General features: G+C 32.8%; 13 protein-coding genes. 6 read left to right on the forward strand and 7 right to left on the reverse strand.

Annotated features, from left to right (window positions below; genetic code table 11):
- Positions 1-20: 20 nt before the first annotated feature.
- The 5 genes from DFQ06_RS05955 to DFQ06_RS05975 are packed head-to-tail and all read left to right on the forward strand — an operon-like array spanning position 21 to position 6664.
- The gene (locus DFQ06_RS05955) at positions 21-2207 is read left to right on the forward strand and encodes a glycoside hydrolase family 3 C-terminal domain-containing protein (RefSeq protein ID WP_133966654.1); all 2187 of its coding nucleotides are present in this window, start codon (positions 21-23) and stop codon (positions 2205-2207) included.
- Positions 2208-2222: 15 nt separating this feature from the next.
- Positions 2223-3317: a mandelate racemase/muconate lactonizing enzyme family protein gene (locus tag DFQ06_RS05960; RefSeq protein WP_133966656.1), complete on the forward strand. Its 1095-nt coding sequence runs from the start codon at positions 2223-2225 to the stop codon at positions 3315-3317.
- Between the two features lie 24 nt (positions 3318-3341).
- Positions 3342-4376 (forward strand): aldose epimerase family protein, encoded by a 1035-nt coding sequence (locus tag DFQ06_RS05965; protein ID WP_133966658.1) that lies wholly within the window; start codon positions 3342-3344, stop codon positions 4374-4376.
- A 41-nt stretch (positions 4377-4417) separates the two neighbouring features.
- Positions 4418-5431, forward strand: coding sequence for an L-rhamnose/proton symporter RhaT (locus DFQ06_RS05970; protein ID WP_042504568.1), 1014 nt, complete (start codon positions 4418-4420; stop codon positions 5429-5431).
- 24 nt (positions 5432-5455) lie between these two features.
- Positions 5456-6664, forward strand: a complete 1209-nt coding sequence (locus DFQ06_RS05975; protein ID WP_133966660.1) for a glycoside hydrolase family 117 protein — start codon at positions 5456-5458, stop codon at positions 6662-6664.
- A 319-nt stretch (positions 6665-6983) separates the two neighbouring features.
- On the opposite strand, the gene DFQ06_RS05980 is transcribed toward DFQ06_RS05975, so the two are convergent.
- The gene (locus DFQ06_RS05980; protein WP_074935676.1) at positions 6984-8588 is read right to left on the reverse strand and encodes a beta-N-acetylhexosaminidase; all 1605 of its coding nucleotides are present in this window, start codon (positions 8586-8588) and stop codon (positions 6984-6986) included.
- Between the two features lie 284 nt (positions 8589-8872).
- On the opposite strand from DFQ06_RS05980, the gene DFQ06_RS05985 reads away from it, so the two are divergent.
- Positions 8873-9895 (forward strand): LacI family DNA-binding transcriptional regulator, encoded by a 1023-nt coding sequence (locus DFQ06_RS05985; protein WP_133966662.1) that lies wholly within the window; start codon positions 8873-8875, stop codon positions 9893-9895.
- 43 nt (positions 9896-9938) lie between these two features.
- Here the strand turns inward: DFQ06_RS05985 and DFQ06_RS05990 are convergent, their stop codons facing one another.
- The 6 genes from DFQ06_RS05990 to DFQ06_RS06015 all read right to left on the reverse strand — a co-directional run bounded on the left by DFQ06_RS05990 (position 9939) and on the right by DFQ06_RS06015 (position 19131).
- Positions 9939-11498, reverse strand: a complete 1560-nt coding sequence (locus DFQ06_RS05990) for a family 20 glycosylhydrolase (RefSeq protein WP_206672767.1) — start codon at positions 11496-11498, stop codon at positions 9939-9941.
- A 16-nt stretch (positions 11499-11514) separates the two neighbouring features.
- Positions 11515-12276 carry a 6-phosphogluconolactonase gene (locus tag DFQ06_RS05995; protein ID WP_133966664.1) on the reverse strand — a complete coding sequence of 254 codons (762 nt, stop codon included), beginning with the start codon at positions 12274-12276 and terminating at the stop codon, positions 11515-11517.
- A gap of 124 nt (positions 12277-12400) precedes the next feature.
- A complete protein-coding gene (locus tag DFQ06_RS06000) occupies positions 12401-13147 on the reverse strand; it encodes a glycoside hydrolase family 16 protein (protein ID WP_133966666.1) in 747 nt (248 codons plus the stop codon).
- Between the two features lie 18 nt (positions 13148-13165).
- On the reverse strand, positions 13166-14611 hold the full coding sequence (locus DFQ06_RS06005; RefSeq protein WP_133966668.1) for a CBM96 family carbohydrate-binding protein: 1446 nt from the start codon (positions 14609-14611) through the stop codon (positions 13166-13168).
- Between the two features lie 44 nt (positions 14612-14655).
- Positions 14656-16026, reverse strand: a complete 1371-nt coding sequence (locus DFQ06_RS06010; RefSeq protein WP_133966670.1) for a RagB/SusD family nutrient uptake outer membrane protein — start codon at positions 16024-16026, stop codon at positions 14656-14658.
- Between the two features lie 12 nt (positions 16027-16038).
- On the reverse strand, positions 16039-19131 hold the full coding sequence (locus tag DFQ06_RS06015) for a SusC/RagA family TonB-linked outer membrane protein (RefSeq protein WP_133966671.1): 3093 nt from the start codon (positions 19129-19131) through the stop codon (positions 16039-16041).
- Positions 19132-19567: the final 436 nt, after the last annotated feature.

Here is a 19567-nt window from a genome sequence, read left to right on the forward strand (position 1 = left end):
TTTAATAGCATTAAATTTAAATGAAAAACAACGTTTTAATCTTTATAATTCTATTTATTCTAACCCTGCAAAGTTATGCTCAAAATAACTTTAAATGGTATGATGAAAGTATCCCCTTTAATGAGAGAGCCAATTTATTGGTTCAAGCCATGACTCTTGAAGAAAAATGCAGTCAATTTGTTTCAGCATCACCAGCAATACCAAGATTAGACGTACCAGAATACAATTGGTGGAATGAGTCTCTACATGGTGTTGCACGAAACGGAAAGGCAACTATTTTCCCTCAGGGAATAGCTATGGGAGCCACTTTTAATCCTGAATTAATAAAGGAAGTTTCAACTGCAATTTCAGATGAAGGCAGAGCCAAATTTCAAGTTTCAAAATCTATAAATAATAGAGGTCAATATGCCGGTTTAACCTACTGGTCTCCAAATGTGAATATATTTAGAGACCCTCGCTGGGGGCGCGGACAAGAAACTTACGGAGAAGATCCCTTTTTAACTTCAAAAATAGGTATTGCTTATGTGGAAGGTTTACAAGGTGATCATCCAAAATACTTAAAAACTACAGCTTGTGCAAAGCATTATGCGGTACATTCTGGCCCCGAAGAACTACGACATAGTTTTAATGCTAATCCTTCAAAATTAGATTTAAACGAAACTTACCTACCTGCTTTTGAAGCCTTAGTTACACAAGCAAATGTACAAGGTGTTATGGGTGCGTACAATGCGGTATATGGAGAACCATCAACAAGTAGTACTTTCTTGTTAGATGATATTTTAAAAAAACAATGGGGTTTTAATGGTTATATAGTTTCCGATTGTGGTGCTTTAGGAGATATTTTAAAGGGCCATAAAAAGGCAAAAACTATTGAAGAAGCAGCGGCATTAGCACTTATTGCCGGTGTTAACCTAAACTGCGGATGGGTTTATAATGAAATTCAATCTGCTGTTGAAAAAGGACTTATATCTGAGTCCTTATTAGATGAACGTTTAAAACAATTATTTTTAATACGTTTCAAATTAGGATTCTTTGATAAAGATGAAAGTAATCCATATAATAGTATAGGTAGTGAAGTTATCAACTCTGAAGAAAATAAAGAACTTGCTCGAAAAGTAGCGCAACAATCTATAGTTCTATTAAAAAATGATAATAACGTTTTACCGCTTGATAAAAAAATAAAATCACTTTATGTCACCGGACCATTTTCCTCTTCAAGTAATATTTTAATAGCAAATTACTATGGTATGTCTTCCAATTTAGTAACGGTTTTGGAAGGTGTTACAGAAAAAGTATCGTTAGGAACCTCTTTAAATTACAGACAAGGCGTATTACCTTTTCAAAAGAATTTAAATCCTCTTAATTGGGCACCAAATGTTGCAAAAACAATTGACGCTACCATTCTAGTTGTTGGTATTTCGAACGAAATTGAAGGTGAAGAAGTTGATGCTATTGCATCTGAACATAAAGGTGACCGAAAAGATTTAAAACTACCGCAAAGCCAAATAGATTATATAAAAGAAATAAGTGAAGTAAAAAAAGGTCCATTAGTTCTAGTTATCGGCACAGGCAGCCCAGTTTCGCTAGAAGATGTAGAACCTTATGTAGATGCTATTGTATTAATGTGGTATCCCGGAGAGCAAGGCGGCAATGCCGTTGCCGATATTCTATTTGGCGATGTATCTCCTTCTGGTCACTTACCAATTACATTTCCTAAAAACGTAGATCAATTACCTGCTTTTGATGATTATAGTATGAAAGGCAGAACCTATAAATACATGGAAAAAGAACCTATGTATCCTTTTGGTTTCGGACTAACTTATGGCCAAACAGAGTTCTCCAATGCTTGCGGCAATTTAAAAAGTATTAGTAAAAAACAAGATTTCTCCTTTTCTGTAGATATTAAGAATACTAGTAAAGTAAACTTTGAAGACGTTATTCAAGTCTATTTAGTGCCTGAAGATACTCAAGGCTTCTTACCAAAATATTCTTTAAAAGCCTTTAAAAGAGTAGAATTACTTGCAGGCGAAACAAAAAACATAAGCTTTAATATTTCTAATGAAGATTTCTATCAAACTAATTTAGAAGGAGAAAAGGCGTGGATAAAAGGAAATTACAAATTAATGATAGGCAATGCGTTACCAAGTAAAAGAAGCTTAAAACTTGGAGCAGCAAAACCTATTGAAATAACAATTAAACTAAAATAGTAAAAGACTTATAATATGAGTACAAAAATTTCAAAAGTAGATGTACGTCTATTTACGGTACCATTACCCGAAGTTATGTCGGATGCTAAACATGGCGACCATTATCATTTTGAGCTAGTAACCACAACCATCACTTTAGAAGATGGAAGCGAAGGCACAGGATATACCTATACTGGAGGAAAAGGTGGTTATGCCATTAAAGCCATGATTGAACATGATTTTGCAAATGTTTTAATAAGTAAAGACGGAACCGATATTGATGGTATTTACGACTTTTTAGAATGGCATGTACATTACGTAGGCCGCGGTGGTATTGCATCTTTTGCTATTTCTACGGTGGATATTGCCCTATGGGATATTAAATGTAAAAAAGCAGGATTACCATTATGGAAAATGGCTGGGGGCGTTAATAATACCTGTAAAGCGTATTGTGGTGGTATTGATTTAATGTTTCCTATTGAAAAGCTTTTAAAGAATATGGAAGGCTATTTAGCTAAGGGATTTAAAGCGGTTAAGATTAAAATAGGTAGAGATAATCTTCAAGAAGATTTAGACCGTATTAAGGCAGTTCGAGAATTTATTGGTCCAGATGTTACGTTTATGGTTGATGCTAATTATTCTATGACTGTTGAAAAAGCCATAAAAGCTATTGAAGGTTTTAAAAAATATGATATCACTTGGTTTGAAGAACCAATTATTCCAGATAATTACAAAGGCTTTGGGGAAATTGTCGATAAAACAGGTTTCCCGCTAGCTATGGGAGAAAATCTGCATACTATTCATGAATTCGAATATGCTTTTGACCAAGCTAAGCTATCCTTTATTCAGCCAGATGCCTCAAACTGTGGCGGTATTACTGGTTGGCTAGCAGCAGCACGATTGGCAGATAAACATGGGGTTCCTGCTTGCTCTCACGGTATGCAAGAATTGCATGTAAGTTTAGTATCTGCACAACCCAATTCAGGCTGGTTAGAAGTACATAGCTTTCCAATAGATGAATATACAACAAGACCTTTAGTGGTAGAAAACCATAGAGCTGTTGCCCCAGATTACCCAGGAATTGGTGTGATTTTCGATTGGGAAAAATTAGCGCCTTTTGAAGCTAAATAATAAGTTAAATCTAAAAAAAATCTTATGAGTGCAAAGATTTCAATTTTCGGAAATTACCAAGGTGAAGAAATTAAACAGTTTTTATTGAAAAATGAACATGGTATTGAAGTGAAAATAACTAATTATGGAGCAACTATAACTTCAATAACGGTTCCAAATAAAAAGGGCGAAATTGAAAATATTGCCTGTGGTTTTGATACTTTAGATGGTTATTTCGGTAAAGAATATGTTGAAAACTCACCATACTTTGGAGGTACTATTGGAAGATATTGTTCTCAAATAAAAGATTCAAAATTTACTTTAAATGGAAAAATATATCATTTAGCTAAAAATTGTGGAGAAAATAATCTTCATGGTGGCGTTCTTGGGTTTGATAAAAGAATATGGAAAGCTGAAACTTTTGATAATGCCGTAAAAATGTCTCTTTATAGTAAGGATTTAGAAGAAGGATTCCCTGGAAACGTTGAAGTTTCTGTAACATTTACATTATCATCAAATAATGAGTTAAGGATTGACTATTCTGCCAAACCAGATCAGGACACTCCGCTCTCTTTAACAAATCATACGTATTTCAATTTAAATGCTTTTTCTTCAAATGTAGAAAACCATAATGCTAAAATAAATACAACTAAAAGGCACAAAATGGACGATACAGGTGCGGCAACGGGAGCAATTGAAAATATAGAAGGTAAGATTGATGATTTATCTAAAGGAAAAAGCATTGGAGATGTACACACTGCAATGGGTGATGGATTTGAGCATTTTTATGTATTTGATAATCCTGATTTTAAACTTCAAGAAGTAGCTCAAATTACATCGGATGAATCTGGAAGAACATTAACAGTATCATCAACAGAACCTTGTATGTTATTATATACTGGAAAATACACATCGGACGCTATTAAAAGAGAAAATGGTGAACAATATGGAAAATACCGCGGTTTTTGTTGTGAAACTCATCGATATCAAAATGGGCCAAACATTGAAAACTCACCAAAATCAATAACAAAAGCGGGTGAAGAATTTAAAAGTACTACCATCTTTAAATTTGGATGGTAATTACAATAACAGAACTAAATTAATAACTAAAAAAACCAATTATGATTGAAGGCGTTTTATTAGCGATTTTCGCAGGATTAATGTTGGGATTGTACGCACTCCCAGAAAAATTTACCAAAGATTTTAAGTATGAAAATACTTGGAGTTTATTTTTTTTACTAACCATGTTTGTCGTGCCAATTATCGCTTCAATAACTTTAATTAATGGTTTCGGTGATATTTTTGGAAACATGCCCACCGATATTTGGGTTAAAATGGGTCTAACAAGTTTTCTATGGGGAATTGGTGTTATGATGTGGAGTAAAGCCATTAATCACATTGGGTTATCTTTAGGGTTTTCTTTATTTATAGGCACCATTATTCTTGTAGGTTCTCTATTACCTTACATTGAAGAAGGTTTACCTGCAACAAACGTACTAACCACTATTCTAATAGGTTTAGCTGTTGTTTTAGTTGGTGTTTTTGCTAATGGAAAAGCAGGTTTACTACGTGAAAAAGACGAGGCTAATTCTTCTGAAAAAAAGGAGAAAAAAGGCTCTATGCTTACAGGTATCTTAATTGCTATTATTGGAGGTTTATTAGCCACTGGTTTTAGTTATGCCAATGCTGCGGGTCGCCCGTATTTACATGAGGCTTGTCAAGCGGCTGGTAATGCAGAATGGATTACTGCTGTTGCCGTTATGTTTCCTATTTTTATTAGTGGAGGTATTGTAATGACGGCTTATTTCTTGTGGCAGTTATCTCAGAAAAAAGCATGGGGAGAATTTAAAACACCTGCATTTAGCAAAAACTTTATGCTTATTTTAATCATGGCCGTTTTTCATTATGCGGCTTCAGCTTTATTTGCATTTGCCGCCTTTAAGTTAGGAGAAAGTGGAAATACTGTTGGTTATGCTATCTTTAATACATCTTGTGTAGTTACAGCTATTTTGAGTGGTATTATTACTAAAGAATGGATAAAGGCTTCAGGAAAAGCAAAAAGCTTTTTATATTTTGGATTAGTATGCATGGTAGTCGGTATTGTGATTGTGGCATACGGAAATGGAATTTCATAAATAAAAAAATTAAATCATTAGAAAATGAAAAAAATAATATACACATTAACTATTGCTATGGCAATGAATTTAACCTCATGCAATAACGTAGAAAAAAAACAAGATGTTACAGAAACTGAGACTTTAATTTCTGACGAACAACAAGATTTTTTAGGCATCACCAATAAAGAATATTTAAGTGCTGCTTCAAAAAGAGCTCTTAAATGGCCAACAGATTTAGGAAATGAATGGTTTTTTGAATATCAAGTTTTCGATTTAAAAGGCGATTTAGCTTATGAAGAAGGTGTTGTAAGAAGAGACCCTAGCGCATTAATTAAAGAAGATGGAAAATACTATGTTTGGTACAGTAGAAGTACTGGTCCTTCTCAAGGATTTGGCGGCGATGTAGTTAAAGATAAAGTGTTCCCTTGGGATCGTTGTGATATTTGGTATGCAACTTCAGAAGATGGAATTACATGGAAAGAAGAAGGCTTAGCGGTAGCTCGAGGAGAAGCTGGCGCTTATGATGATCGCTCGGTATTTACCGTAGAAATCATGAAACACGAAGACACCTACTACTTATGCTACCAAACGGTTAAAAATCCATATAGTGTTCGTGTTAAAAATCAAGTAGGTTTAGCTTGGTCTAAATCACCAAATGGTCCTTGGACTAAGAGTGAAGAGCCTATTTTAAGTCCTGCTGATAATGGTATTTGGAAAGGAGAAAAACAAGACCGCTTTGCTGTAGAAAAGAAAGGTGATTTTGATAGCCATAAAGTACACGATCCTTGCATTATTCCATACAAAGGTAAGTTCTACTTGTACTATAAAGGTGAACAAATGGGAGAAGCTATTACTTTTGGAGGCAGACAAATTAGACATGGTGTTGCCATTGCTGATAATCCTAAAGGACCTTACGTAAAATCTCCATACAACCCGATTTCAAATAGCGGACACGAAATTTGTGTTTGGCCTTATAATGGCGGTATAGCAGCATTAATTACTACAGATGGTCCAGAGAAAAACACGGTACAATGGTCTCCAGATGGTATTAACTTTGATATTAAAGGTGTAGTAAAAGGAGCTCCACATGCTATAGGTTTAGATAGAACTGCTGATAACGAAAAAGAACCTACCGAAATATTACGTTGGGGTTTAACACATGAATATAAAAACTCCGATTACCAATATATTAGAGGTTTTAAAACATGGAGAATGAAAAAGCATACTGCTAAAGGTGTGGGTGAGGAATAAACTGTTTTATATAAACAGCCCTTAATATAAGGATATTTATAAATTTTTTGAAACCTTTATAGATAGTTTGTTAGCTAAAAATACTTCTTATCTATTTAATACTATATTTTTAGTTTTGGGAAAATTAATCTATAATTCTCCCAAAACTAAAAATATTAATCTTCTTTAATAATGTTTAGTATTCCACTATGCTCATTGGTCAGGAATATATTGAATTAAGCTTCTAATTATTTAATTATAATTAGTATTCACGAACATCCATATTGCGTTTTATAACTTCAAAAGACTTCTTATTATTAAAGATTTCTTCATTTAATTATTATTTAAAATCTTTATGATATTCTATACCTGATAGCTCCCAACGCTTCTTGTATCTATTTAGAGATTCTTTAAAAACCTCATAATCTTTATTAGATTTAGTAGTCCAACCGACTTCTGCATAAGCCGCGATTCGAGGGAATATTTGATTATTCATTTGTTGTACTGAAGGTATCCATTCACTCCACATTTGACAACCCAACCCAAGTATTTTATTAGTGTATTTTTCATCTACTCCTTCTGGAATAGGATCAAAAGAGTAAGCTTTAGAAAGGGGTAAATTATCATAATTATAATCTAAATAAGTCATAGAATGTAAAGAATTTACAATATCATATCCATTGCTAACCGCCTCATTGATAAGTTCTACATTACCCTTCCAAAAATGAACTATAGCAGATTTAGCTAATTTTTGTTCTACTTTTACATCCGAGTCTTCTTGCCATTCATGCACATTGGCACCCAATATTTCATTCCATCCCATCATTCTATGGTTTTTACTTTCCATGAAAGCGGACATTTGATTTGTAAAAAATATTTGTAGGTCGGCAGGAGAAGACAAGCCTTCTTCTTTTATTTTATTTTGAATCATTTCGGAGTTTTTCCAAATATCAAACATCACCTCATCTCCTCCAATATGGACAACATTCCCTGGAAAAAGTTTAAATACTTCTTCAAGAACATCTGTTAGAAATTGATATACTTTTGGATTGGCTATATTGAAAGAATCGTCCAATTTACCAAAAAACTCAGGCACCTTAGTATTTGCTCCTAAAATCCCCAACCAAGGGTAAGATGCTATCGCAGCCATTGCATGACCCGGCATTTCAATTTCAGGAACTATTAAAATTTGTCTTTCTTCAGCATAAGCAATAATCTCTTTTATATCCTCCTGTGTATAAAACCCTTGATGTGAATACCCATAACGCTCATCACTTTTTCTACTTAACTGAGTATCTTCTCTATAGCTACCTACTCTAGTTAAGTTCGGGTACTTTTTTATTTCTATTCTCCAACCTTGATCGTCTGTAAGATGCCAATGAAAAACATTCATTTTAAGAAGAGCCATTTGATCTAATAAATTTTTAACTACCTCTTTTCCTTTAAAATGGCGAGACTCATCAAGCATGAAAGAACGCCATCCAAAACGTGGTTTATCTTTAATATCTACCTGTGGAATTAAAACTTTTTTGTTCAATTGCTTAGAAAACTCAAAATTACTAGGTAATAATTGTCTCAGTGATTGAATACCATAAAACAAACCTGTATTTGATGATGCTTCAATTACAATTTCTTTTTTAGAAGATGTAAGGTGATATCCTTCTTTACCTAACGTTATTTCTAGATCAGAATTTATTTTTAAAATTATCCCCACCCCCCTTTTCTTAATGGTTGTTTTTATATCAAAAGCTTTATCTAAAATAGCAGCCAAATAATCTGCCTGATTTTTAGAAGCTTTATCAGATATGATAGCAATTTTATTGTTCAATTCAAAAAAACCATCTTCAGTAGAAACTTCTAGAGGGCGCGGTATTATATTAACTTGAGCATTTCCTAAAGAAATAAAAAAAAGAAGAAAAATATAGAATATTTTAAATGTTTTCATAATATAGTTAAGGTTAGAATTTTAAGTATAAAACTATCTCACTTTATCGTTACTATTAAAAACTATAAACAATAGCGAATACTTTGATAGTGAATAACAAATTTAAAACAATAAAACAGTTATGCAAACGTTTGCATAACTATTTTATTGTTTTAAACACATTTATCAACTATTATTGATTTAATTTGTATTCCTTTTCAAGGAAAAATCCTAAACACTGTAAATTTTAAATTAGCAATAAATAATAGAGATAACTTTAACCGCAAACGTTTGTTTCCATTAATATGAAGAACTCAAGAATTACTTTAAAAGATTTAGCAAAAGATTTGAACCTTTCTCCCTCTACCATTTCTCGAGCTTTAGGAAACCATCCTGCCATTAGTGATGCTACAAAAAAAAGAGTACAAAAAATGGCTGAAGAATTGGGGTTTAGACCAAACTCTATAGCTTCTAGCTTTAGAAAGAAAAAAACCCAAACTATTGGAGTTATTGCCCCTAGAATTGATATTCACTTTCACTCTTTAGTTATAAGTGGTATCGAAGAGTTTGCGTATAACAATGGTTATAATGTTACTATATTTCAATCTAAAGATTCACTTAAAAGAGAAAAAGAAATTATAAAAATTCTTCAGAATAAAATGGTTGATGGTATTATTGTATGCTTAAGTATAGAAACCAAAAATTGTGATCATTTTAAAAAAATCAATAAACTAGGCATCCCATTGGTGTTTTATGACCGAGTGCCCACTGATTTTGACACAAACAAAATAATTATCAATGATTTTGAATCTGCCTATTTAGCGACTGAACATCTTGTAAAAAGTGGATGTAAGCGAGTTGGACATATTTCTGGTAGCCAAACTACTAATATTTTCAAAGCACGTTTAGAAGGCTATAAAGCAGCTCTTAAGCATTACAAATTACCCGTAGAAGAATCATTAATATTATTCACAAATAACCTTAGCTACGAAGAAGGGGTTAAATGCGCTGAAACATACCTAAAAAGTACAACAAAACCAGATGGCATTTTTTGTGCTAATGATTATACTGCCGTAAGTGTTATTCAAGTTTTTAGAAAGGCTGGAATAAAAATACCTGAAGATGTAGCCATTGTAGGCTTTAGTAATTATCCTATTTCTAAAATTATAGAGCCTCACTTAACAACAATTAATGATCGCGCCTTTCAAATGGGGGAAGCTGCAACTAAATTACTAATTCGTCAAATAGAAGAAAAAGATGAGTCTATATCTTCTGAAACTATTACCTTAAAAACAGAACTAATAATTCGTGAATCCAGTATAAAATAGTAGTTTCAGCTGATTAAACTATAAATTAATAATAGTCTTGTATTTATTTCAATTTAGCCAATCGATCATAAAGTACATGAACCGCTTGCACGCGTAATTCATTTTGTTCTTCTAATTCGGAATCATACAAAAATCCTTTATTGAGTGCAATAAATCTTTTATTCAGTTCTTTCGCATCTGCTAAAATAATATCTAGTGCTTTAAGCAAAATAGGTGCTTGAGACCACACAAAACTAGGCGCATTATATTTAGACTCCACTTCTTTAAAATCTAAATAATGTACTCTTAAATCGGCCATTAATTTAAATTGATCTAGTTCAGCTTCATTTTGTTTTGGTTTTAATTTCAATAATGCTTCTCTAAGCACATTATATTTAGTTTTAACCTCAGCGATATTTTCACTCTTAGTAGGTTTTCCATTACTTATAAGTTCTGGTTCTGCTGATAAAAAATGCCATAAAACTGAAGCATCTTTTTTATTTAAACCAAACCTTGTTCTGCCATATTCGGTAACAAAATCTTCAGGGTTTAAAGCTTCTTTCATATTTAAAGCCTTAGTATAGCTCGCTATTAAAATACGAAAAGCCGATAATGGATAGGTGTTTCTTATTTGAACCATATCTATAACATCATACCCAACATCCCAAGTAAAACCATATACACCTGTGGTAGACCACGAGGTTATAACCATGCCTTCATACCCAGCCTCTCTTGCATACGGAATAAATTCTTTTTGATTTTTAAAATGCGTTGTCCAATCGGTTACATACCAATTATCAGGATGACATCTAATGGCTGGCGCTCCCCAAAATTCGAATCCCATTTCCTGAAGCTTTGGAATATCTCCAAAATGATTAATTTTCCACCCGTAATTCCAATCTATAAAAATGGTTTCTTTTGGTAATTCTGAAGCTGCTTCTGGGTGTTTCAAAATAATATCAGCCCACATAACAGGTTTTTTACCTAATTCAATAACGAGTTCAGTAATCATCTTCATGTAATCTACAAACAATTTAGATTTACCTTCTTCTTTTACTTTTGCTTGACATTTTTCACAATGCCCCAATAAATAGGTTTCATCCCCTCCAATATGGATATAATCTGAATTATGAGTTTCTACCAAATCTGAAAATAAATCTCTAAAAAGCGCTTTGCTTTCCATAGCTTCCATTGGACATAATTGAGAAATATCTTTTCGATCTTCTTTTAAGTTGCTATATCTTGGGTTTCTTAAAATGTATTCTACATGCCCTAAACTTTGTTGTAAAGGGATTACTTTAATCCCTAAGCCACCGCAGTAGGAAACAAAATCTTTTACTTCTTCTCGAGTATATGAATATTCGTTTGAGATAACGGCATGTTTTTCATAAGGGTACGTACCTTCCCATTCCATAATTAAGGTATTAATACCCATTTCAGAAAGCTCATTCGCTAAAGTTTTAAGCGCCTCTGGAGTCATCACCTGTATTCGAAGATCCAAATGAAACCCTTTGACTTTAAAATCTTCCGTAGAAGCTATTGTTTGCGCTGTGATATTTACAGTATTAGCAAACATCAAAGTTACTAGTAATAATAATTTAAAAATATTTTTATAATTCATCATATCTTAATCTACAATTTTATGCGTTTTCTAAAGATTCTATGCCTTTATAGGCAGCTTTATCGAAATAGTAATTACAATCGGCATGCGTTGTTAAAATAGACGCAGGACAAGATGTGCTTAAAGGTTCAGTAAGGGCATTTTTAACAGCTTCACTCTTTTTTGCTCCTAAAACTACACAAAATAAATGTGTTCCTTTTAATAGCGTTGGAATGGTTAATGTGATTGCTTTCTCAGGCACTTTTTCAAAAGACTCAAAACAACCATCATTGACTTGTTGTATGCGACATGCATCATCTAACTCAACTACTTTTACAATTTCAGCATCGTTAAAATCGGCTACATGCGGATCGTTAAAAGCCAAATGGCCATTCTCTCCTATGCCTAAACACACAATATCAATAGGACCTTCTTCTAACAAATTAGTATATCTTATAATTTCGCTTGGCACATCATTATTTACATTAATGGTGTTTTTGTTTAAAGGTACTTTTGAAAACAAATTATCTTCTAAATAAGACGAAAATAATTGTGGAGAACCGGGGGCTAACCCTATATATTCATCCATATGAAATGCCTCTATTTTATTCCAATCTATTAATTTTGATTTTGATAAATAATCAAGCATAGAATCTTGAGAAGGCGCAGCTGCAAAAACTATTCTGATTTTTTCTTTTGTTTTTTGTAATAGTAATATACAATCTTCTACTGCTTTTCCAGCAGCCATACCTGTTATTGTCTTGTTAGAAAGAACGTTTATATTCTGTGTAAAATCTAGCATTTCTTTATTAAAAATTATTATTAAAACACAGCGTAGGTGCTTATGTTAGGTTAAAAAATTCTGGCCGGCCAGTTAAAACCAACCAGAATTTATATAATTGCAGACTAATTCAATAATTATAAATTTATAGTATTTCTACGCGATCTATAATCATTTCTGCGGGTAGATTATTTGTTGGAGCATTTCCTCTAAATAACCATAAATTCAATTTCAATTTTTCATTATTAAGAGGTGGAATATCGCTTCCTGTATACGTCCAAGTACTAATAACATCTTCTGCATTGGGTTCTAAAGTATGTCCTTGATAACTCGCAAACTCAATACTACTGGCTTGCCAATTAAAAAAATGAGTTGATAAGTCGCTTTTCAAATTTAAATCGTAACGCGTTTTATTACCCACATTATCTGAAGGTTGAATTGCAAATTGAGAGTCCTGATTTTCAGACTGAGACCATTTAGAAAACTCTATATCGATCTCTTCATTATCGTTTTTATACGTAAAAAGTCCGCCCACAACGTTTTCATCCAATTGGTCTACTCTACTCGCTACATAAAAAACATACTTTTTGTAACCTTGAGATAGCCGTAGTGTGACTCCTGAACAGTACCAATGACCGCCTTTTTGCACAATTTTTAAGTGTAATCGACCTTCTTCATCTACCCAAACATTATCTTCTGAATCTGAAAACAAATTAGGACCTGGACCTTGTTTAGCATCATCGGAAGTCCTTACTATCCATTCATAACCCGAAAAATTAATGATTCGTGTTATGGGTTCAATGGGTTCAATGTTTTCATCCTTGGGTGAACTACAAGAACTAATGGCTAATAATATTATTACTATATAATGCATAGGGCTATTAATTTTCATGAGTTAAGCATACTTGCATTATTGCACTGTTATATTTATATTGAAAGCATCTAAAGTTGCTCCAGCTTTATCTTTTCCATCAACTATAATAGTATCTTCAGTTCCTTCACCATTATTTATGTAAACCACATTCATGGCATCAATATCTTCTTGTGTAAAAGATTCTCCCACCTGTAAAACACTAGCGCCCCTTATTAACCAACCATTTAGTGGTGCTTGTTGAATTGTAAAACTAACATCGGCCGGTATGGATCCAGAAACCTCTAAAACATCGTTGTTTAAAGCGTAAGCCTCTCCACTATTAACAATGAATCCTGTATTTTTTTCGATTATTAAAGTAGTACCTCCAGAAGCATATCTTGCAATTAACATAGGTGCGTAGAATCCTCCTGTATTTTCTTTGGAATGGAACTCATCGGTTTCATCTTTACCTGCTTCTTGATCTACCATAAGAGCAATGCGTCCATTGTGATCTAATCCATTGAAATAGTCAATGATATCAAATTCAAATTTATCTACTTTTGATGATGTTATTGTAGATATTGGTTCCGTGGTAGGAAAGTTAGCATTATCAAAAGTTAATCCCATTTCTGTCCATGAGGTGTCTTCTACGTTGTAAACATCTACATCAATTCCTTTTGCTGCTGTAAAACTTACAGCTAATTCAAGTTTTAAATCGACTATAACTCCTTCTTTTGTAAAATCGTCTAGGTCATACATTAAAAAAACCTTTCTGTCATAACCTCCACTACCAGTTACATTTTTCAATCTCATACGTACATCAGCACCATAATTACGTCCAGAATTACTTCCACCATTAACATAAGTATCTGCTATTGGAAATATAGTATCTCTTACTATATCATCCGGTCCCTCTATACTTGTTGAACGCGCTGAAAAATAAACTATAGATGGTAAAATATGTATAATACCATTGGTTGCTTTTAAATTGGAAGTAAAAATGCTCCATTGTTTGTTGGTGCCTTCATTTACTAACCCCATATAACCACTAGTTCGTGATAAAAAAATGGTTTGACCATTTTCACTCATATATGGCAACGGATTATTGCTTTCTGAAATATTTGGATCATCAAAAGATACTGTAGTATTTACGACATGGTATTTAATAGTATTGCGTAAAATTGGCACTGGTACTTCAGACAAATCAGTGTATGCGTTATCTTGAAGGTACTCTTCAAATGCTTGATTTGAAGGCGCTATAAATGTTTTGTTAGAACTAGACTCATACAAACTTTCTGTGTTTGTAAGTTTTATTGCTTCTTCAAAGAGACTTAAAGAGTCTGTTGCTTGTATATATTCCCAAGCATTTACACCTAACGAAGCATTAGAGTTTGAATTTTGGTATGAAAAATTCTCTTGAATTTCACAACTGTGAAACAAACTTGTTACACCTGCAAACAAAACTGCTATGGTAACATATAAAATTGGTTTATTATTTTTCATTATTTTTGAGTTTAAATTTTATTGAACAATAATATTTCTTCAGATTATTTATAAAAATCATTCTGTTCTAAACTAGGATTTCTATTTATCGCATCTTCATGAATAGGCCAAACAAGATTTGCCTCGTCACTTAATCCGTTAATTGGATTCATGGTGCTTATTGCTTTTCCGGTACGAACTAAATCGAACCAACGATGCCCTTCAAAGGATAATTCAATTAATCTTTCATGTAATATTGCTGATTCTAAATCACCATATAAGCCGTTTGCATCAGCTAGCGTTAGTTCTGTAATGCCTGCTCTTTTTCTTATAGTATTTAATAAATTAAGAGCCTCAGTGGTTTCATTTAATTGATTATGAGCTTCTGCTTTTAAAAGCATAATATCTGCTAACCTCACAAGAACAATATTATTAGCCGACGGGTCTGCACTTTCATCGCTAAAACCTTCTCCAAAAAATTTCCATATTTTTCGTGGGTTTTCCTCTGTAGTATCCCAAATAAGATCTTTTCTTAAATCGTCATCTTCAAACGTATCTCTAAAGGATTCACTTGGGAAATAATCACTATCTGCACCAATAGCATACAAAACACGTAAGGAATTGGTTTGCACATCATTATAACCTACTTCAAAAATACTTTCATTAGAGTATCCTGAAGTAAATATTCTAGACCAATCATTTATAGGCACTAATGAATACAGACTGTTGTCTATTACTTTTTCAGCAGATTCAATAGCATTTGCATATTCCTTTCTCCACATGTACACTTGGGTAAGAAATGCGTGTGCAGCACCTTTTGTTAAGAGTATTCTGGTATTATCTCCCGAAAAATTATCTCTACAGTTTTCACTTGCAAAAATAAAATCTTCAACAATTTGATCGAGTACTAATTCTTGATCTGTTTTTGAAATAAAAAATTGTTGATCAACACTTTCGTAAGGCTCGGTAATTAATGGAACATCTCCCCATACTCTAACAGCATAGAAATAAGAGATTGCTCTTAAGGCTCTAGCTTGAGCAATAAGCTGTAAACTAAATTCACTTTCACCAGCGAAGACACCTGGTATATATTTAATAGCGTAATTTGCACGACTAATAGTTTCATAAATATTATTCCAACTTGCAGATGAAATATCTTGACTAAGTGTGTTTTGTTGTAACGCTAATGGATTGCCAGAATGATTTGTATTTACTGCATCGGCACGTCCCTCTCCCCAATAAGAAAAGTTAATACGGAATGTAGATTGTAATGCATCATAAATACCATAAACGCCGGCCTGAGCATCACTAGATGTTTGATAAAATCCTTGACCAGAAAAACTACTTACTGGATCCTTTTCTAAAATTTGTTCTGAACAGGATACCGCAAGACAAGCAAGAAACCCTATTCCTATAATATTTTTTATGTATTTCATAATATTTTTATTTTAAAATCCAATATTTAAACCTAACATGATGGTACGACTTTGTGGGTAAGACCCCTCGTCTACTCCTTCTCTTAAACCACTGTAAGAATTAACATCAGGATCGAAACCAGTATATTTTGTCCAAGTAATAACATTAAGTGCAGAAGCGTAAACTTCCACCTTTCTTAGGCCTAGATTAGAAACTACAGGATCAGGGAAATTATACTTTAAATTTATATTTTTAAGTTTTATATAAGATCCATCTTCAACCCAACGGCTTTGAATTCTACTATCCGATTGTAAAGGATCGTCTTGAACTGGTTTTGGAAAATCTGTAACATCACCTTGTTCTCTCCATCTGTTTAATGCATCTGTAGATAAGTTGTTATATCTTACAATAGAATTTCGCTGATGATTTATCTCACTATATATATCGTTTCCGTAAGAAAACTGAAAAAACACACCTAAACTAATGCCTTTATAAGAGAAATTATTTGTAATCCCTCCAAAGAAATCTGGCGTAGCATCTCCAATAACTTGTCTATCATTATTATCTATAATATTGTTACCATCAACATCTTCCCAAATAGGATCTCCACCTTCAAACACAGCACCTAAAGCACCATTGGTAACTTGATTAATGTTGTCTTCATCTCGTGAGTAAACGCCATTAAATTTCCAACCATAAAACGTTCCTATTGGACTGCCTTCTTGTAAAATATGGTAGCTACCGTTTTGAATAAAACCATTTGTTAATAAATCTTCAGGTAGCTCTGTAATTTGGTTGCGGTTAGAACTAATATTAAATCCAGTATCCCATTTAAATTCACCAACTAAATTACGTGAGTTAAGCGATAATTCTATTCCTTTATTTTCAATACTTCCAATGTTTTGCGTTACATAAGAAAACCCTGTCGTTCTTGGTATTGGAACATTATAAAGTAAATCTTCGGTAACTTTTAAATATACATCTGCATTGAATGTTATTCTATTTTTTAAGAAAGACAAATCTAAACCAGCATTATATTGTGTTGTTGTTTCCCATGATAAACCAGAGTTTGGCATTACTGATGGCGCAGCTCCAGAAAAATCTAAATAATTAGCACCAACAGCAAACTCTCCTTGTGCCGTATAGTTACCAATAGACTCATTACCTGTTTGCCCAACACTTAAACGTATTTTGGCATCATTTACAACTTCTATATTCTTAAAGAAATTCTCGTCTGAAAAACGCCATGCTAAAGAAGCCGATGGAAAATACCCAAATCTTTTATCTTCACCAAACCTTGAAGAGCCATCTGCACGAAGGTTTGCTTCAAACAAATATTTCCCTTTATAATCATAAGACAATCTTCCAAAATAAGATAGTAATGAATGTTCTGTTGTGATGTTTACATCTTGATTAGAAATAGTTCCTGCTCCATTTAACGTTGTTATATTATCGCTAGAAAAGAACATACCATCTAATCCCGTTCTTTCATATTGCCAATTTTGAAAACTCATACCGGCTAGAGCTCCAAAATTATGATTTTCTCCAAACTGTTTATCCAATGTTAAAAAGGTTTCATTACCCCAAGTTAAATTATTTATAGCACGAACCTCACCGCTATTGTAACCTGCTCGATAATCTAGCGTTGAAGGAAGAAATTTATCTTCTTTCATAGAAACATAATCCAAATTAACGTTACTACGCAGCTTCAATCCTTTTACAATATTATATTCAACATATTGATTTCCTATAATACGATTACTCTTATTAAGGTTTGTGGCAAGTTCTGCTAGACCAACTGGGTTTCTTCTACCAAATTGATATCCATTATACGAACCATCTGGTAGATATATAGCAAAAGTTGGGGGACGAACCAATAATTCTCTTATAATACTTAGGTTATTAGCACCAGCAGCATTAATTCTTTTATTAATGCCATTTGTATAAGATATACTTTGACCAAAAGTAAATTTGTCTGAAACTTTAAAATCAACATTCAAACGAGACGTAACTCTTTGGTAATTTGAATTTAAAATAATTCCGTCCTGATCTAAAAAAGAAGAACTCCACGAATACTTAACATCATCTGTTCCACCACGTACAGCAAAATCAATTTTATGCTGAGGTGCAATTCTAAGCACTTCATCTTGCCAATCTACATCTCCACTATTTCTAGGGTTTAAAGAATCTATAACAATAGCATTAGGTTGCGTTGGGTTATCCATATTCCTGTAAGAATCAATAACCGCATCTCTATATTGGCTCGCATTTAAAACACTTAGTTTACGAGTTAAACTACTGATACCAGTCGAAATATTAATATCAACTTGTGCTTTTCCAGATTTCCCACGTTTAGTGGTTATTAATACAACTCCATTTGCAGCACGAGAACCATAAATAGCTGTGGATGCCGCATCTTTCAATATTTCAATAGATTGAATATCATTAGGGTTTATATCAGCTAATGGATTTAAACCAAAATTTTCAGTACCATTTAAAGTTGATAAAGAATTAGACTCTATTGGAACACCATCAACAACATAAAGCGGTGTATTTCCAGAGTTTAAAGACGAATTTCCTCTCACCTTTATAGACATCCCTCCTCCTGGAGCACCTGAATTAGAAACAACTTGAACTCCAGCAGCTCTACCTTGTATTGCAGATATAGGATCTTGTAAATTAGATTCGCCAATATCGTCACTACTTATAGAAACTATAGAACCCGTTAAATTTCTTTTCTTTTTAACTCCATAACCAACTATTACCAACTCATCAAGTTCATCAATGGCGGGAGATAAAGCGACGTTAATTTCATTTTCGCTACCAATTTTAAGTTCCATATCAACATATCCTAAATATGTGAACAGTAAAACATCGTTAGGAGAAACATCACCTATGCTGTAAACACCACTCATATCTGATGACACGCCTCTAATTGAGCCTTTTAGAATAATATTTACTCCAAACAAAGACTCTCCTGTTATTTCATCGGTGATCTTACCGGAAACAGTCATATTCTGAGAATACATATGAGCTGTAGAAAAACAAATAGCAAGCAACGCCAAAATTGTTTTACTCTTCCATTTCCATAGACCGAGAAAAGGTTTTTTCGTTAGTTTTTTCATGAATTAAAATTTGTTATTGAGAATTAGTTTTCCAAATATAGCTAAAATTAAATTCAATGCAAACGTTTGCATAAAATATTTTAACAAAAATCTTAACATTTAACACACTAAAATCAATAAACTGTGACAATAATTCATAAATATCACTTTTTAGTTATAATTAAAGTATTAAAAAATGCAAACGATTGTGGAATGTGAATTTATTGATACGATTAATTAAGTAATTGAAATTTTTAGATAAAGAATTTAAGAAATCTATAAAATTGATATTTTGAAGGGTTTGGTAGTTTTTTAGGAGCTTCAGAGTATTGATTTTTATCCATTTACCCCCTATTTACTACTAGTAACCATATTATATATTGAAGAGTATTAGACTAAGAACATGAATGACTTTTACAAAATGAGTTCAACAGTTATATAGTTTCTAATGATAAAA

It is taken from the genome of Algibacter lectus (genome assembly GCF_004368925.1).
Classification (GTDB): domain Bacteria; phylum Bacteroidota; class Bacteroidia; order Flavobacteriales; family Flavobacteriaceae; genus Algibacter; species Algibacter lectus.

Bases quoted from the DNA above. Each gene is read 5' to 3' on its own strand.
- DFQ06_RS05955 (WP_133966654.1), top strand. From the start codon at position 21: ATGAAAAACAACGTTTTAATCTTTATAATTCTATTTATTCTAACCCTG.
- DFQ06_RS05960 (WP_133966656.1), top strand. From the start codon at position 2,223: ATGAGTACAAAAATTTCAAAAGTAGATGTACGTCTATTTACGGTACCA.
- DFQ06_RS05965 (WP_133966658.1), top strand. From the start codon at position 3,342: ATGAGTGCAAAGATTTCAATTTTCGGAAATTACCAAGGTGAAGAAATT.
- DFQ06_RS05970 (WP_042504568.1), top strand. From the start codon at position 4,418: ATGATTGAAGGCGTTTTATTAGCGATTTTCGCAGGATTAATGTTGGGA.
- DFQ06_RS05975 (WP_133966660.1), top strand. From the start codon at position 5,456: ATGAAAAAAATAATATACACATTAACTATTGCTATGGCAATGAATTTA.
- DFQ06_RS05980 (WP_074935676.1), bottom strand. From the start codon at position 8,588: ATGAAAACATTTAAAATATTCTATATTTTTCTTCTTTTTTTTATTTCT.
- DFQ06_RS05985 (WP_133966662.1), top strand. From the start codon at position 8,873: ATGAAGAACTCAAGAATTACTTTAAAAGATTTAGCAAAAGATTTGAAC.
- DFQ06_RS05990 (WP_206672767.1), bottom strand. From the start codon at position 11,498: ATGATGAATTATAAAAATATTTTTAAATTATTATTACTAGTAACTTTG.
- DFQ06_RS05995 (WP_133966664.1), bottom strand. From the start codon at position 12,276: ATGCTAGATTTTACACAGAATATAAACGTTCTTTCTAACAAGACAATA.
- DFQ06_RS06000 (WP_133966666.1), bottom strand. From the start codon at position 13,147: ATGAAAATTAATAGCCCTATGCATTATATAGTAATAATATTATTAGCC.
- DFQ06_RS06005 (WP_133966668.1), bottom strand. From the start codon at position 14,611: ATGAAAAATAATAAACCAATTTTATATGTTACCATAGCAGTTTTGTTT.
- DFQ06_RS06010 (WP_133966670.1), bottom strand. From the start codon at position 16,026: ATGAAATACATAAAAAATATTATAGGAATAGGGTTTCTTGCTTGTCTT.
- DFQ06_RS06015 (WP_133966671.1), bottom strand. From the start codon at position 19,131: ATGAAAAAACTAACGAAAAAACCTTTTCTCGGTCTATGGAAATGGAAG.